At 48.4% G+C, this 15,228-nt stretch carries 10 protein-coding genes; 4 read left to right on the top strand and 6 right to left on the bottom strand.

Annotated features, from left to right (window positions below; genetic code table 11):
- Positions 1-24: 24 nt before the first annotated feature.
- From AOV_RS01415 to AOV_RS01400, 4 genes are all read right to left on the bottom strand, one after another.
- Positions 25-1,329: an MFS transporter gene (locus AOV_RS01415; protein ID WP_075138837.1), complete on the bottom strand. Its 1,305-nt coding sequence runs from the start codon at positions 1,327-1,329 to the stop codon at positions 25-27.
- Between the two features lie 269 nt (positions 1,330-1,598).
- Positions 1,599-2,900 (bottom strand): MFS transporter, encoded by a 1,302-nt coding sequence (locus AOV_RS01410; RefSeq protein WP_117374397.1) that lies wholly within the window; start codon positions 2,898-2,900, stop codon positions 1,599-1,601.
- 105 nt (positions 2,901-3,005) lie between these two features.
- Complete coding sequence (locus tag AOV_RS01405; RefSeq protein ID WP_233497199.1) at positions 3,006-5,810, bottom strand: PD-(D/E)XK nuclease family protein; 2,805 nt, start codon at positions 5,808-5,810, stop codon at positions 3,006-3,008.
- A 74-nt stretch (positions 5,811-5,884) separates the two neighbouring features.
- Positions 5,885-7,528, bottom strand: coding sequence for a peptidoglycan D,D-transpeptidase FtsI family protein (locus AOV_RS01400; RefSeq protein ID WP_233497198.1), 1,644 nt, complete (start codon positions 7,526-7,528; stop codon positions 5,885-5,887).
- 203 nt (positions 7,529-7,731) lie between these two features.
- Here AOV_RS01400 and hemB point away from each other — a divergent pair, with 203 nt between their 5' ends.
- Both hemB and nadE read left to right on the top strand, forming a co-directional pair.
- On the top strand, positions 7,732-8,721 hold the full coding sequence (gene hemB, locus AOV_RS01395) for a porphobilinogen synthase (protein ID WP_075138834.1): 990 nt from the start codon (positions 7,732-7,734) through the stop codon (positions 8,719-8,721).
- The gene (nadE, locus tag AOV_RS01390) at positions 8,714-10,252 is read left to right on the top strand and encodes an NAD(+) synthase (RefSeq protein ID WP_075138833.1); all 1,539 of its coding nucleotides are present in this window, start codon (positions 8,714-8,716) and stop codon (positions 10,250-10,252) included. The genes hemB and nadE overlap by 8 nt, the downstream gene beginning before the upstream one ends.
- A gap of 131 nt (positions 10,253-10,383) precedes the next feature.
- Here the strand turns inward: nadE and mutS are convergent, their stop codons facing one another.
- The gene (mutS, locus tag AOV_RS01385; protein ID WP_075138832.1) at positions 10,384-12,843 is read right to left on the bottom strand and encodes a DNA mismatch repair protein MutS; all 2,460 of its coding nucleotides are present in this window, start codon (positions 12,841-12,843) and stop codon (positions 10,384-10,386) included.
- Positions 12,844-13,188: 345 nt separating this feature from the next.
- Between mutS and AOV_RS01380 the strand changes: the two genes are divergently transcribed.
- The gene (locus AOV_RS01380) at positions 13,189-14,439 is read left to right on the top strand and encodes an AM410 family tick-upregulated protein (RefSeq protein ID WP_075138831.1); all 1,251 of its coding nucleotides are present in this window, start codon (positions 13,189-13,191) and stop codon (positions 14,437-14,439) included.
- Entirely contained in the window at positions 14,436-14,807 is a 372-nt protein-coding gene (locus AOV_RS01375; protein WP_075138830.1) for a histidine triad nucleotide-binding protein, read from the top strand. Before AOV_RS01380 ends, AOV_RS01375 begins: the two co-directional genes overlap by 4 nt.
- 85 nt (positions 14,808-14,892) lie before the next feature.
- On the opposite strand, the gene AOV_RS05555 is transcribed toward AOV_RS01375, so the two are convergent.
- Entirely contained in the window at positions 14,893-15,039 is a 147-nt protein-coding gene (locus AOV_RS05555) for a hypothetical protein (RefSeq protein ID WP_117374396.1), read from the bottom strand.
- Positions 15,040-15,228 lie beyond the last annotated feature (189 nt).

The raw sequence follows: 15,228 nt of genomic DNA, 5'->3' as shown, positions 1-15,228 counted from the left end.
TAAAGCCCGTACACCTTCATCTGCCTACTTATTGGTTGTTGCGCAGCCTCTTCCTTCTCCGGAAAGTATGAACTTGTATGCTCCACCTTCAACTCGCAAGAAAAGCGCAACCATCACGAAGACTATTACGGCGAAGAAGAGCAGGTAAAATGCTGGGACATTATCTAGCCCTGTAACGTGGGAAAACCACAGACAAATGGCTGGGGAAAGCGCGCCTAGCAGGTACCCCGCACTGTAGGGCATTGAGAAACATGTTTGCCTAGCACCCACGGGAAACATTAACACAACAAACGGCCCGTACCACCCCCCATACGTTCCGAGCAGTAACATATACACCATACAAGCCACCGCGTGGCCTTTGTAGATGAAGTGCACAACAGGATACATCGCTACTATGATAATAGCCAAAATGGCGAGGAAGCACTTTTTTCTCTTGTGCACGTCAGACACAAAAAAGCTGCTGCAAGGTGCAAGAGTCATCAGTAATGACGAGACTGCATACCCCCAGACACCTGCCCTGTGGCCCATGTCCATATACACCATGGATAAATAAAAAAACCCGGAAGAAAGCGCGGCCATAACAAAAACCAATAGCACCCCACCGGCATTTTTATATAAGGATTTGAGGATATTTTCCTTGCGCCCAGTTGCCTTGTATTCCATAAAATCCGGGCTTTCTTGGATTCTAGAGCGAAGATAAGGAAGCAGACAGCTAATTACAGTAGCAACGAAAAATGGAACCCTCCACCCCCATTCTTGCATTTGGACCTCCGTAAGGGTGGACTCGCATACCTGCAACACAAATGTGCCTACAAGCATCCCAGCACTAAAAAATATCAATCTCACCGCCCATATCGCCTTAACCTGGCTTTTGGTAACGCTTTCAGCCATCAGCACGACGCTACCAACTTCGGCGCCATAAGCCAGCCCTTGAATGATTCTCAATACAACCAGCGCAATGGGAGCAAAGCTCCAGGTTTTGGGAGTCGGAAGAACAGATATGAGGAAAACTGACCCTATCAGCATACCAGCAGAGACATTAAGTGCTAGCCTTCTGCCTTTTTTGTCACCCAAATAACCAAATATCGTTGCGCCCAGCGGCCTAGCAACAAAAGCAGACGCAAAAACTAAAAACCCCATAAGCGTGGACATATACGTAGAGTGACCTCCCTGCCCGGATAGGAAAGCACCCTGAGCGAAAAATATTTTGCTAATTGTCGAACTGAGAACCGCGTAAACGATAAAGTCGTAGTGTTCTATGGCAGCACATAGTGACACGGCAAGCACAACTTCGTTCAAACCGGTAATTTTCTTCCAGAGCTTGTACATGAACCACCGCACCGCTAGACACTCCACAACCTAGCATGGGGGGTAAATATGTTCAAGAAATAAATGAAAATTTTCATAATGAACTAACAAAGCAAAGTCGGGCGCCGTACCGTGATAGCAACATCCATGTCCCACGAATGGCAACCATCCAAAACTATTACAGGAAGCAGGTCTGTTTCGGTACATGCTCTGGGGTTGTTCACACTAAAGTACACAGGCACTGGAACTCAGCCGTACCTAAAAAAGTTCATGTGCTTTTAGCTGTCTAGCTACTGGCTGTTGCGGTCCCCCCCCCCCTTCGGGGAAAGTATGAACTTGTATGCTCCATCTTCAACTCGCAAGAAAAGCGCAACCATCACGAAGACTATTACGGCAAAGGAGAGCAAGTAAAATGCTGGAATAGTATCGAGCCCGGTAGCACGGGACAGCCACAGACAAATTGCGGGGGAAAACCCGCCTAACAGGTACCCCGCGCTGTAGGGCGCAGAGAAACACGTCTGCCTCGCACCCACCGGGAACATTAGCACAACAAACGGCCCGTACCACCCCCAATATGAGCCGAACATTACGAAAAACGCCATACGAGCAACCATGGACCCTTCGTAGATGAAGTGCACGACGGGATACATCGCAACTATTATGACGGCCAAAATAGCCAGAAAGCAGCTCCTCCTCTTTTTGGCATCAGATATGAGCAGGCTTACGTAGGATGCAAGCATCAAGAGCGACAGTGAAATGGCATACTCTAAGATGCCCGACCTGTGGCCTAAATCCATATAGACTATGGATAGATAAAAAAACCCGGAGGAAAGCGCACCCATGACAAAAACCAGCAGCACCCCACCGGCATTTTTGTATAAGGATTTGAGGATGTTTTCCTTACGCCCGGTAGATTTATATTCCAGATAATCCGGGCTTTCGTGAATCCTGGAACGGAGATAAGGAAGAAAACAACTCACTGCAACCGCAACCAAAAGTGGAATCCTCCACCCCCACGCGTACATCTGAACCTCCGTAAGGGCAGACTCGCATACCCGCAACACTAACGTGCCTACAAGTATCCCAATGTTGCTAAGTATGATGCGGACAACCCACACCACCTTTACCTGGTCTCTACTAACACTTTCAGCCATTAGCACAACACCACCTATTTCGGCGCCATAAGCACAACCTTGAACCACCCTTAGTAGGGCAAGTGCAATGGGAGCAAAGCTCCATACCGCAGGGGTCGGGAGGACAGACATGAAAAAGATCGATCCCACCAGCATACCAGCAGAGATGTTAAGTGCTAGCCTCCTGCCTTTCTTATCACCCAAATAACCAAACATTGTTGCGCCCAGCGGCCTGGCAACAAAAGCAGACGCAAAAACTAAAAATCCCACAAGCGTGGATAGATACGTGGCGTGGTCTCCTTGATCAGGCGGTAGACCACCTTGTGAGAAAAACACCTGCGCTATAACGGAACTGAGTATTCCGTAAACTGTAAAGTCGTAGTTTTCTATGGCAGTGCACAGCAGTACAGCAAACACAACCTCGTTCAGGCCGGAGATTTTCTTCCAGAGTTTATACACAAGCCACACACCACACGGCGACCCTTCAAGCTAGCACAGAAGGTAGGCGTGTGCAAGCAGGACACGCAGATGTGGCACATCAAATATCCTACAGCAGGGGGATATTTACACCTCTGCGTTTGGGTGCAGCACACCCCCACGTATCCTCGACAGCAGCTTATACGCGGAAAAGTCGGAGAAGTCTTCATCGCGGGGCGAGAATGGCGTCATTTGCTCTGCATATCGCAATAAGAGCTCCTTAAAACCCCGCTTTGCAGTGGTTACAACCTCAGCAAAATCCTCTAACTGTACCACCTCAACAGCACCCGGGGTTATTTTCCAATATGCAAAAGAGACTATATCCGCTCCGGTGCTCTCCGCAACGCATACAGCATCTACTATGGCTCTTGACGCAAATCCGCATCGTATGTCAGTTTTAGAGGGGGCGGCGCCAATCTTATGGCACACAACCATGACACTGCCGTCTCTTAGGTGTTCTACCCTATCACACCGGGTGGTTACTTGCATTCCCTCGCTCACATGCCATACGAAATTTTTTCCCGTTTCGATACAAGTGGCTACGGATCTGCGCTCACTGTCTATTTCAAAAAAGCTATGCGCCATTTCTTTGAATTTGGGCCACCATAACACATCTGCATATGGGTGTGTGACGGCAATAACGTCGAACTGACGCCTGGCTATCCCTAAGAGAAGATCGTAGTCACCCTCCTCTGCTCTCACACTCACTAGGTATTCGCGCAAAATTCGGTGCACAACTGCATTGAAATCTCGCGCCAGATGTTGTGTATCCACAGCTTTTATGGGGAACATTTTTAAAATATACCGTATGTAGAACACGTACGGATTGTTGATTAAGGTATCCACGGCCTTCGCGGTAAGTACGGACATCGCCTTTCTTCTGATGTCCAGCCCTGGATTGGGAAATGATGCACAGTATGGGCTGGTGGCAGCAACACTACCGTTAACGGTTTGGGTAGTTGCACAACGTGCGGTGCAGTCTCTCAGTAGAAACGTAAGATATCGCATCCAAATCGGTTCCGCCACCGCCGCGCCAAAGCTCTTGATGGATTTTGTAATCCAAAGCTTTTTGGCATAGAAAAAGCTGTATAGCACGTACATCATGCGTCCACAATACTCTTCCAAAAGAGGTAACCTTAGCCTTTCACGCACCCAGTCGTTAAGTAGATAGCTGAAGCGGGGTTTGAACTCGGCTTCGCTAAACCCCGAAAGTATGACGGTATCTCTAGTCGTGAGATTAACCTCGAACAATTTGTTGCGCTCTGCCACAAAAAAGGCACGCACTAGCAGTGTGCACACTTCTTTATAGCTCATAAGAGAAAATACCCCTGCACCCGTGCAGTAGTTATCAAACAAGGAGAAAAATTGTGTCATCCTATTGAGCGCGTGTGCGCACTCGCTTGTGGCGGGTTTACCCATCAGCCTCTTTAGGCACTGAATATGCGCAGCGGCCACTTCAGCAATGGTAGAGCCTCCACACACGGCAATCATCGGTGATATTGCACCAATAATTTTGCACCAAAACTCTTCTAACTGCTGGAAGTCTTCTTTTATAACGCTACCTATGGCCTCAAAACCTGTGGCTGAGTGCTCTCTGATCACTCCGGTTTCAAACTCGGTCAGCAGCTTGTGATATTCATCAGCGTCGTATCCAAATCTTACCAGAGCATGCTTAAGCATACACAACAGCTGTACTGCATTTCCAGACGAAATCACTACCTCAATTGAACACAGTATCAGCGTGGAAATTATCTCATCATAATCGCAATAATTCATACCAACGCGTGACAGCGCATCCACCCTAGCAGCAAGCGAGTCACTCCCGATAAACGTAATGTGCTTCCCGTCTAGAGATCTAATCGCGTCTTTATCAACGCTAATAACTGTTTGAGTGGGCTTTACACTTGCAGCCCGTTCACCCATATAGGAAGAGTTGGCCTGCACGCCACAATTTATCTCTGCTCCGCATAATTTCAGAATTTCCACAACTTTAACAGCTTCCTCAGCTTCAGATGAACACACAACAAGCTCAATGCCCTCCGTACTCTCGGTTCCATTATTCACGGCCATGTAGCTGGCTAGTTCAAAATTGAACAATCGTTCAACCACGTAATTCGCCTTGGTGCGACCCAGATTCTTTACCTCATTTCTGTCCACACCAAGATCCCGCAACAATTGCATGAGATAATACTGATAGTGCCTACTGTTCAGAGCTCGCCATTCATCAACAGACAGCCCAAGATCAACATACGGCAGCACAATTATGGCATCGGAAACACTGCGCATAAGTAGCCGGAGAAAGCGTGTAAACACCTTGCCAAACAAAACTCCTGCTACTATAACTTTCTTACCAGATCGCGCTAAACTCTCTACCAATGAGCTAATACCATATCCTGGCGGAGCTATGGCGCGGTTTTTGCACTCTCGCTCCCACCATGGCACCAAATCGCACAGAAGATCAATAACGCGCCCATGCCCAAAGAACTCCTCTCTGTTGGGACCTTGCGGCACGTTTGGCTCCACACAATTCACGTGCAGCTCATCTAAAAGGACTGACAGCTCATTGGCTAGCTGCAGCGGGTAATCTGCACGGTGGATGACGTTCCACTGCTCCACAAACTGAGCTAGCAATAAAAGCTGCCCTGCCGCACCCATAGCGGTATCATAGGCAGTGGAAGCACATCCACTAATGCTCGTAAATGCCAGAACTTCGGGACCAGCGCCATGTATCGCAAGTTTAGACACTTCGTGGCTGAACGATTGCGCGTCTGTTATACTCGGCACTATCACTAAATCTGCCTTATGCGAGATTGCATAGTGCGAAACCGTTTCTACAAACGATTCGCTGCAGTGCACCGTAAATACCTTGGCATTCATAAATTTGAGTGTCACAAACACACCGTAGCACACATATTACGCTAGACCACCCCGGGGTACAATGTTTGCGCACAGCAAAATAGCACCGTCTACTCAGCCACTGGAGCTATGCTTAGTATGGGGGCTATCCTACCTATTATTCTCCCTACGACTGGCGCGGACACGACGCCACCCGTAATTTTCGAGCCCTTGGGTTCGTCAATCATCACCATAACTGCATATTTTGGCTCAGAAATGGGAAATATGCCCAAAAATGATGCCAAGTTTGCATCCTTGCGATACCTACCATCTATGACTTTCTCCGCAGATCCCGTTTTACCCCCAACCGAATATCCCTTAACGTTTGCCCGCTTGCCAGTTCCTCGCTCAACCGCAAATCTCAGTAGCTGCCTAACTTTGCGCGACGTCTCGCTACTCACTACTCTCCTACCCTCCGTCTCCTTGCCAAAAATAAGCGTAGCGTCATGCATGATGCCGTCGTTTACGAGCCCGGCCGCAGCCTGCACGACATGCACCGGGGTAACCGCAACTCCGTACCCGTACGAGGCCGTAGCAACGGTGCTGTTACCCCATTCTCTGGGAAAAATTGGAAACCCCCTCTCCGGAATCTCCAGACCCAAATCTGAGAGCAAATCCATCCTCTCAAAGTACTCCAGCTGAATATCTTTGCCCAGATCCATGGCGATTTTCGCCATACCTACATTGGAAGACTGCGCAAAAATATCCCTCACACTCAGTACCGGGCTACGCGACTTGTACATGTCGTTAACCTTGTACCTACCAATAACAAAAGGCTGCGAGACATCGTACGTATCCTCGACTGAGACTTTGCCAGAATCTATAGCGCTTGCTACCGTGAACAACTTAAACACAGAACCCATTTCATACACGCCTAGAGTCACGCGGTTAAACTTCTGATAGTTTGCAGCTTGTGAGCGGTTATTAAGGTCAAAATCCGGCAAACTCACTGCGGCAAGGATTTCACCGTTCCTAACATCCATTACAATCCCAACCCCAGCCGCAGCGTCATATTTTTCCATTTGGTGCAGTATTTCTTCTCTTACAATGTTCTGCACTCTAATGTCCACCGACAGCTTGACGTCACCTTGAACACCAAAAATATCTGCGTATCTCTCTACACCTGAAATCCCCTTACCATCGGGGTCAACGTAGCCTAGTATATGAGAAAGCAAGTTGTTGTGTGGATACACGCGCTTGACTTCCTGTGTTAAGTGTAGCCCCTTCAGCCGCACCTCTTTGATCTCTGCCGCTTCCGCAGGAGTTATGTCACGCTTAATCCAAATAAACTTCTTCTTTGGTGATAATAGCCTGCGTATGCGTTTATCATCATCGTGCAGGATGGTTGACACTTTTTCTATCACCAATTCAGGATTTGACATCACAGTCGTATCGGCAGAAAGCGACACTGTGGCTATATCTGTCGCAAGTATTTCACCATTGCGATCTAGTATAGCGAACCGGCCTTTAGGCTGTGCATCATTGCTCACCGCGGTTTTAATCTCCTCGTGTGGCACAGCTGTGAGCGTTATCAGCCTGAATGTTATGATAATAAAAAAGGCCACAAAAGGGATCGCGGCGCATACAAGCCGCCGTTTACTTCTACGAAGGGTTTCATTCCGCAACTCAAAGCGGTCAAAAATTTGCTCCACGTGGTCCACGTCGAACTTCCCAACTAAGAACCTTCGAAGGTTAGACGCTACGCTTGACCGCATCAACTAATTTTAGAATTACAATAGTCTATGTGCGTAAGTCTTTATAGTCGTTCACTTTTTTACCTCACTGTTGCCATGGCCGTTGTGCGCTGCTTCCATGGCCGTCACCGCAAAACTGCGTGGGGCACATTTTGGGGTATAAATTGGTTGATGCACATAGTCAAAGGAAGTAAACTCTCTCCCAAGAGCAGGACGGGTTTCAAATGCAGTTTCCAAGCACAAGAATGCGGCGCAGGCGCGCTCACGCCTGGATGCGCAATATTGTACGGGAAACTGCACTTTGTGCTGGCAACCTGATATTGCCGATATTTGTCCATGAGCATGACGTAGAGAGTATCCCTGTAGAGGGTCTGGACTGTATGCGGCATATGTCCGTTAAGGGTGCGGCACACCTGGCGCGCGAAGCCCTGACAATGGGCATCAATGCTGTTATCTTGTTTCCATCGGGGTGCAAGAAGTCTACCAATGCGGAAGAAGCGTATAATCCAAACAATCTAGTCTGCAGCGCTATTCGTCAAATAAAAGATCATGTGCCGGAGATTGGGGTCATAGCAGACGTTGCGCTTGACCCTTATACAACCTCCGGACACGATGGCATAGTAGTGGGTAATGAGGTAGATAACGATGCCACAATAACCGCGCTCTGCAAGCAGGCTGCAGTACTTGCAGCTGCAGGTTGTGATGTTGTCGCCCCTTCAGATATGATGGATGGTAGAATCGGCGCCATTAGGGAGTTTCTGGATAATTGCGCTTTTAGTAATGTTTGTATACTCTCTTACGCCGCGAAGTTCTGTTCATGCCTGTACAAGCCGTTTCGCGAAGTGGTGGGCTCCCGAACAATGTCCCAATCTGTGGATAAAAGCACGTACCAAATGGATGTCGCTAACTCCAGGGAGGCCCTGTTGGAGGCACGTCTTGATGTCGACGAAGGTGCCGATATCATAATGATAAAACCGGGTATGTTCTATCTGGATGTTATTGCAGCAGCGAGCGCTACGTTTGAGGTGCCGGTTTTTGCCTATCAGGTTGGTGGCGAGTATGCGATGATTAAGGCTGCATCAGCAAATGGGTGGCTGGACTACAGCCAATGCATGTATGAAGCACTAATCAGTATGAGGCGAGCAGGAGCTAGGTGCATCATCACTTATGCCGCGCTAGAAATGGCAAAAATGCTAGATGAGATATATGGCTGATATCTTCATTGCACAACTTAACTACAACACGAAGAACGTGCATGGCAACTTTGAAAAGATACTAGCAGGGTATGAAAAGGCTTCGAGTAGCGGGGCCAGTGTTATGCTGCTCAGCAGATGTGCCATGTCTGGATATCTGGACAGGGCCCCAGTGCTCCTTGGGGAGTTTGTGGCACTGTGTCGTAAGTATATAGAAGATTTAGCACTGCATACACTGCACAAAGAAACCTGCATCATAATAGGTAGTGTTGAGCAAAAAGATGCTCAACCTTGTGAGGTGATTTATCTACTATCTAACGGTACAGTGCAAACCTTGATGCATATACCCAAATACTTGTGTGACACTCAAAGCTGTACAACATTCCGTGTAAATGGTTTAGAAGCCGCTCTACTGATTGAGGGAAATTCAGAGGACGTAACCATATCAAGTGGGGTAGATCTGTTAATACTTATGGGGCAATCCATACACGGGTGGCCAGATGTTTTGTCATATTGTATGAAGTTGTCTGGTAAATTCGGAGCTCAATTGGCATATGTTAACTTGCTGGGTGGATATGAAAGCCAAGTGTTCCCCGGAGGATCCTTGGTTTGTGATGATGCAAAGGTGTGCTTGTGTGCTCTTTGGTCAGAGGAGCAGAATGTAATGCATCCTCATGTTGCACGTAACGATATTGGAGAGCCTCCTATAAGTGAGGAGCGGGACTACCAAAACCTCATGCTTGCACTTAGGGATTATACGCACAAGAACGGGTTTGCTGGCGTAACCTTGGGTATGTCCGGGGGAATAGATTCCGCACTGGTTGCCGCCATAGCCGCTGATGCATTGGGGCCGCAATATGTGCATACGTTCATGCTACCGACAAGATATACTACTCCTTCAAGTGTGAAAGATGCCGAAAAGTGCGCGCTGAACCTTGGTGCTAACCACGCGGTAGTGTCCATAGAGGGAATATACAGTGCTGCGCTCGAAGTCTTACATGCCCTTCCTGGAAGCCGCGCATCAGGCGTAGCAGAAGAAAACATGCAGGCCAGAATACGTGGAATGTCTCTGATGGCGGCCAGCAACAAGATGGGATTGCTGCTCCTCGCTACTGGAAACAAGTCTGAGTCATTAGCGGGATACATGACGTTATATGGGGACACATGTGGGGGTTTCGCCCCGATCAAAGACGTATACAAAACCAGAGTTTACGAACTCACAGAATGGAGGAACAGCAACATACCTCGGGGTAGTCTTTGTCAAAAAATGAATGTAATACCGGAAGAGATAATACGCAAAGCCCCTTCAGCTGAGTTGAGGCCAGATCAAAAGGATCAAGATACTTTGCCCGAATACTCCGACCTGGATAGCGTGTTGCACGCGCTTGTCGATGTCGGGCAGACGCAAGAGGAAGCCATACGCTCGGGGCTGAGTAGAGATTTGGTTGAGTCAGTCGTTAACCTAGTGCAAAAGTCATCTTTCAAACTCCAGCAGGTTCCCTGTGGACCAGCAATTAGCCGTCCATATAGCGAAAACACATCCAAAAAATAGCTGCATACGCCCTGCCCTCAGTAAGAAGGTGGGCGGGGCGCACAGCTTGGTGCGCAAAATCCTGCAACCCCCTGCAAGCCAACGGCCCAACTACTGCGCGCAACCGGCGTTGTTCCCCTACTTCCAAAATCTTAGCTGTTGGTGCGCTCCATAGGGCTCGCAGGATTCAAGTTTGGACCACCGCTTTCACCGAGTTCTTCCATGAAAAATCTGGCCCTCTCCAGAACGTTTTTGGGAAACCCAGCAAGCTCCGCAACGTATATCCCATAAGACTTGCCGGAGACCCCCGTTACCAGCTCATGCAGAAATACAACCTGGCCCTGCCACTCTTCTATCTTCATGTAAAAGCACTGCACATTCTTCAGATAGGAACTAAACTTTGGTAACTCATGGTAATGCGTAGCACAGATAGCCCTGCTTCTAGTGACATCGTGAATATGCTCTATGACCGCAAGAGCAATGGAAAATCCATCGTGAATTCCCGTACCTCTACCAACCTCGTCCAGAATCACCAAAGACCTATCAGTTGCTTGGTTTAGAATCGCCGCAGTTTCAGCCATTTCTACCATAAATGTGGAATACCCCAATGCTATGTTGTCCGATGCGCCTACCCTGCTGAAAATTTTATCTATAACCCCTATATGCGCGCTCTCTGCCGGCACGAACGACCCAATATGTGCCAAAATCGCTATCAGTGCATTTTGCCTGAGAAAAGTGCTCTTACCAGCCATGTTCGGCCCTGTAATGAGCCACATTTTATTATTTTCCGAGAGATTGACATCATTAGCAATGAACCGCACGCCCATCTCAACTACGGGATGACGCCCCCCTTTTACTGCAAATTCTCTGCTATCATCAACAATGGGTCTGACATATTTGTTTTCCACTGCCAACCTGGCAAGTGAAACTAAAACATCCAACTCCGCAACCGCATTGGCCGCGAGTTCAATACTCTGCGCCTCCTCTAAAATTCGCAGGCAAAGCCCGCGAAAAATCTGAGCCTCAAGCTCTATAATCTCACTTTTGGCAGCGGTGATCGTCTCTTCGAGTTCCCTCAGCTCCGCGGTGGTATGGCGCATCGTATGTGCCAGGCTTTGTCTGTGTATAAAGATTGCATCTTTAAGTTTATACGAAGCGGGGGTTTCTATGTAATACCCAAGCACGCTGTTGAATGCAATCTTGAGGCTACCTATACCAGTGAGTTTACGGTACTTATCACGCAGGTTCTGCATGAGTTTATCGCTCTCACTTTCAATACGCACAACTGTGGCTAGACGCGCATTGCACATAGGATTGATAAACCCCCCATCTCTGGCATGTGACACATTATTCTCGAGTATGGTGCCACTGATTAACTTCAGCAACTTCTCATGCTCACCAAACTCACCAACAATCCTGACCAACATTGGATTGTCCACTACCAGCATGGCCTGCCGCAGGCGAAGAATCCCCGCAAGAGCCTTTCCTAACATGCACACATCTCTCGGTGAACATCTTAGCATCTTGACTCTAGTCAGAATTCGCTCCACATCGGGAATCCCACGCATAATATCCCTGATGTTCTCGCACACATTCCGATTTTCCACAAAAAACTCCACGGCATCCTGCCTGCTACTTATTACGTGAGGGCAAGAAGACGGAAATGATAGATGCCGCTTCAAGAGCCTACTTCCCAGCGCAGTCACAGTTTTATCTATAACGGATATTAAAGATCCCTCCTTTTCCCCAGATTGGGTACAAAACAACTCAAGGTTCCGCAGTGCCCCACCATCGATGAGTACACAGCTCTTGTTGTCACACACCTTTGGGTAGCACAATTTCGGAAGATTGTTCTTCTGCGTTGTACGCACGTACTCAACCAGGGAGCCACACGCAGACACCTCCACATCTGTAAAATTGCCCAATCCCCGCAGGGTATTCACACCGTATATCCCACATAAAACCTTTTCCGCCCTTTTAACGTCGAAAAAACTTTCGCTGTGGCTGGTAACTGCACACCGATGTCTGCGCAAAATTAGCTCAATCTCCCCCTGCTCTTTTAGCCGATCGGAGATCAGTAACTCTCTCGGGCGTATGCGTTGTATCTCACTATCGAGGTTCTCCAACCTGCTTGAGCGCACGTTGAATATTCCAGCAGATAGGTCCATCCACGCCACGCCGTAGTTATCTCCAACATTCGACAGGCACGCAAGGTAGTTGTTCTCACTAGCCTCCAGCAACCCATCTTCAAGTAGAGTGCCAGGTGTTACTATCCTTACTACATCTCGTTTAACCAGAGCCCGGTACCCCCTCTTACGAGCTTCCTCCACAGTTTCGAGCTGCTCACATATAGCAACCTTGTGGCCAAGTTTTATCAACTTGCCAAGGTAGCTATCCGCGCTATGCGTGGGCACACCACACATCGGAGTGCCCGGGCCTCTTTTGGTCAAAACGATATCCAAAGCCCGGGACACAACAATGGCATCGTCGAAGAAAAGCTCGTAAAAGTCTCCAAGTCTGTAAAACAGCAAACACCCCTCATACTGGTCCTTGAGTGACTTATACTGCCTGATTATGGGAGTATATTCCGTATTGTCGCCTACCTTAACCATGTGTTAACCTTTGCGTGCTTAAGTATGCGCTAACCATTGCGTGTGCTTGGGTTGCGATTTTATACACAATACCGGGTACGTACACCAAAATTTTTGCATTCGTTTTGTGGGTTGATGTTTTAAACTTTTGCATGCTGTATGCTGAGTATCTATAATCCTGTGGTTCCTGTGGTTTTCTTGATGCTTTTGACATGTTGCAGAAGGCCTGGTAGGCCTGCACCGAGCCAATGTAGAGGAGTTCCGAATGGGGTGCCGCCACCGTTTCTGGCGCGTTTGGGTGGCGGTCAACCGCGAGTCTAGGCCAGTTAGGCACCGCGTGGAAGGTATGAGATTTAGGGGGTCAGTATGAGCACCGACAAAAAGTTGCAAGAAAAAGCGAGCGAAGCTCTCAAGAAAGCCGGAGTTGGTGCCGCAGCTACCGCTGAATTCGTCACTACCCCACCAAAAACAAATAAGTATGCCGCAACCACCAGCAATACTTGGCAGAATATCAAAAACCTAGTCAGTAAAGTTAGAAGTTCGGACGAGTGGAGCCCATTTAAAAGCAGGGTTGGTAAGATACGGAACACACCCAGCGAGAGGGCTCGAGGTAACGATGTAAGCGCGTCTTACGGCCAATCCGGAAAGCTGACTCTCACAATCGCAAATTACGTTTTCAATGATGATGCGCTAAAAATATTGGATGCAGTTGATAGCAGCAACAAGAAGCAACTCGATCCAAACAGTGCAGCACTTCGAGTGAATTTCTCCAGCGGCACTCTCATTGACGTCAATGGGCTGATGAAGAACAGAGAAGCCATGCAGGGCTATGAAAAGTTGTTGACGCTGCGAGAACACCTTGCACAAGCCGGAGGCGAAATTTCTGTTGTTCGTACCCGAGATGGCTTTGAGAGGGTGCTGAAGGTTACCTTAGATACTGAAAACAAAACCGTAGAGCAGATACAAAAGGAAGTTGAAACCGTTTTTGAGTGCATCGGGATGAAGAATTCCACACTGGCAAACAGTATCGCACGCGAAATGGTGTTCAAGAGAGATATGGAGCATTCCCAAACTGGTAAGAAAGTTAGCAATATAAAAAATAACGAGTCTGCACGCAGCGGTAGTCCCGGCAGTGATGTACCTGGCCCGAGTTCTCAGACGGCTCAACGTGGGCATAATATAGAGTCAGGTGTTGACAGCACTGCTCAGCACAGCGTAGATAGTAGTAGATCTGAAGCGGGGGATGATATGGTTCTTGGTTTAAGTGCAGCGCAGCAATCAGGAGCTAACCCCGGTGATATTACACCGGAAAGCTTTTCCTTAGCCGCATCAGTCGGGCAATATGCCAGGTCCCAGATTGGAGCAAAATCTGATGCAAGAGAGACAGCAGATTTGCAATCTCAGTTCCTCGAAAAGTGTAGTGGAGCAGCCGCTTCTCGGGAAACCAGCAAAGTTGCGGGCATTAATCTAGATGAAACATTGGTCCATGGCGCTTCTGCAGGGCTTGACGGGGTGGTACACAGCGGAATGCAGCAGTCAGAAGCGGCAGCATTTACTCCTCCCGCTTCTGGACAGGCTGCAGCAGCGCGAACTACCTCAGCTGGTAGGGACGCATGACCAACGGCACAGCAACGGGGGAGTATGACAGTGACAATGTGTTCGCTCGCATCTTGAGGGGAGAAGCACCTTGTAAGAAGGTGTATGAGGATGAACAGGTTTTGGCTTTTCACGATATTCGTCCAGAAGCCCCCGTACATGTTCTTGTTATACCCAAGGGTAGGTACATATCGTACGATGACTTTATAAGTTCCAACTGCGATATTGCAGGTTTTTTCAAGACGGTGGGTGTAATAGCTAGGGAGCTTGGGCTCCATCGTGGGGGGTATAGGTTGGTTACCAACCACGGAAAATCTGCTGGGCAGGTGGTACCGCATTTCCACGTCCACATACTGGGCTACCCTGAACCCGGAGCAAAGAAACCCTGACGTAATTGCTGGTCTGCCGTGGGGTACTGATTATCAACAACTACGGGTCCATGTGAGAACGTGTGGTACCAAAGTTTTGTATGGCTCACAAACACTGCAATTTTAAGTGGTTCAAATATGTCTCAGTGGAAATGCCGGCGTGCCGCATTGATGCTTCAATCCGATCCCGTACAAAACTCCAACCACCCATGTTAAAGTGCCCTTCCTGGCACCATACATAAATACTTGGCACACCTCGTGGGCATCCGGAACACTAGACAGGCTTTACAGAGCACCCATGTGTGCCTTCACCTACCGGTTAGGCAAACCTCACATACCTACCGCAAGCGCTAGTAAGGTCACTATATAAACACGGATGCAGGTTTGGCCTGTGTCTTGTTTTCGTACACGAATGGTGTGAGCACCGACTTGCGCTTGTGGC

The organism is Anaplasma ovis str. Haibei, from assembly GCF_002214625.1.
Lineage (GTDB): Bacteria > Pseudomonadota > Alphaproteobacteria > Rickettsiales > Anaplasmataceae > Anaplasma > Anaplasma ovis.
The sequence above is the reverse complement of the archived record's forward strand: the minus strand, read 5'-3'. Positions and strand labels throughout refer to the sequence as shown.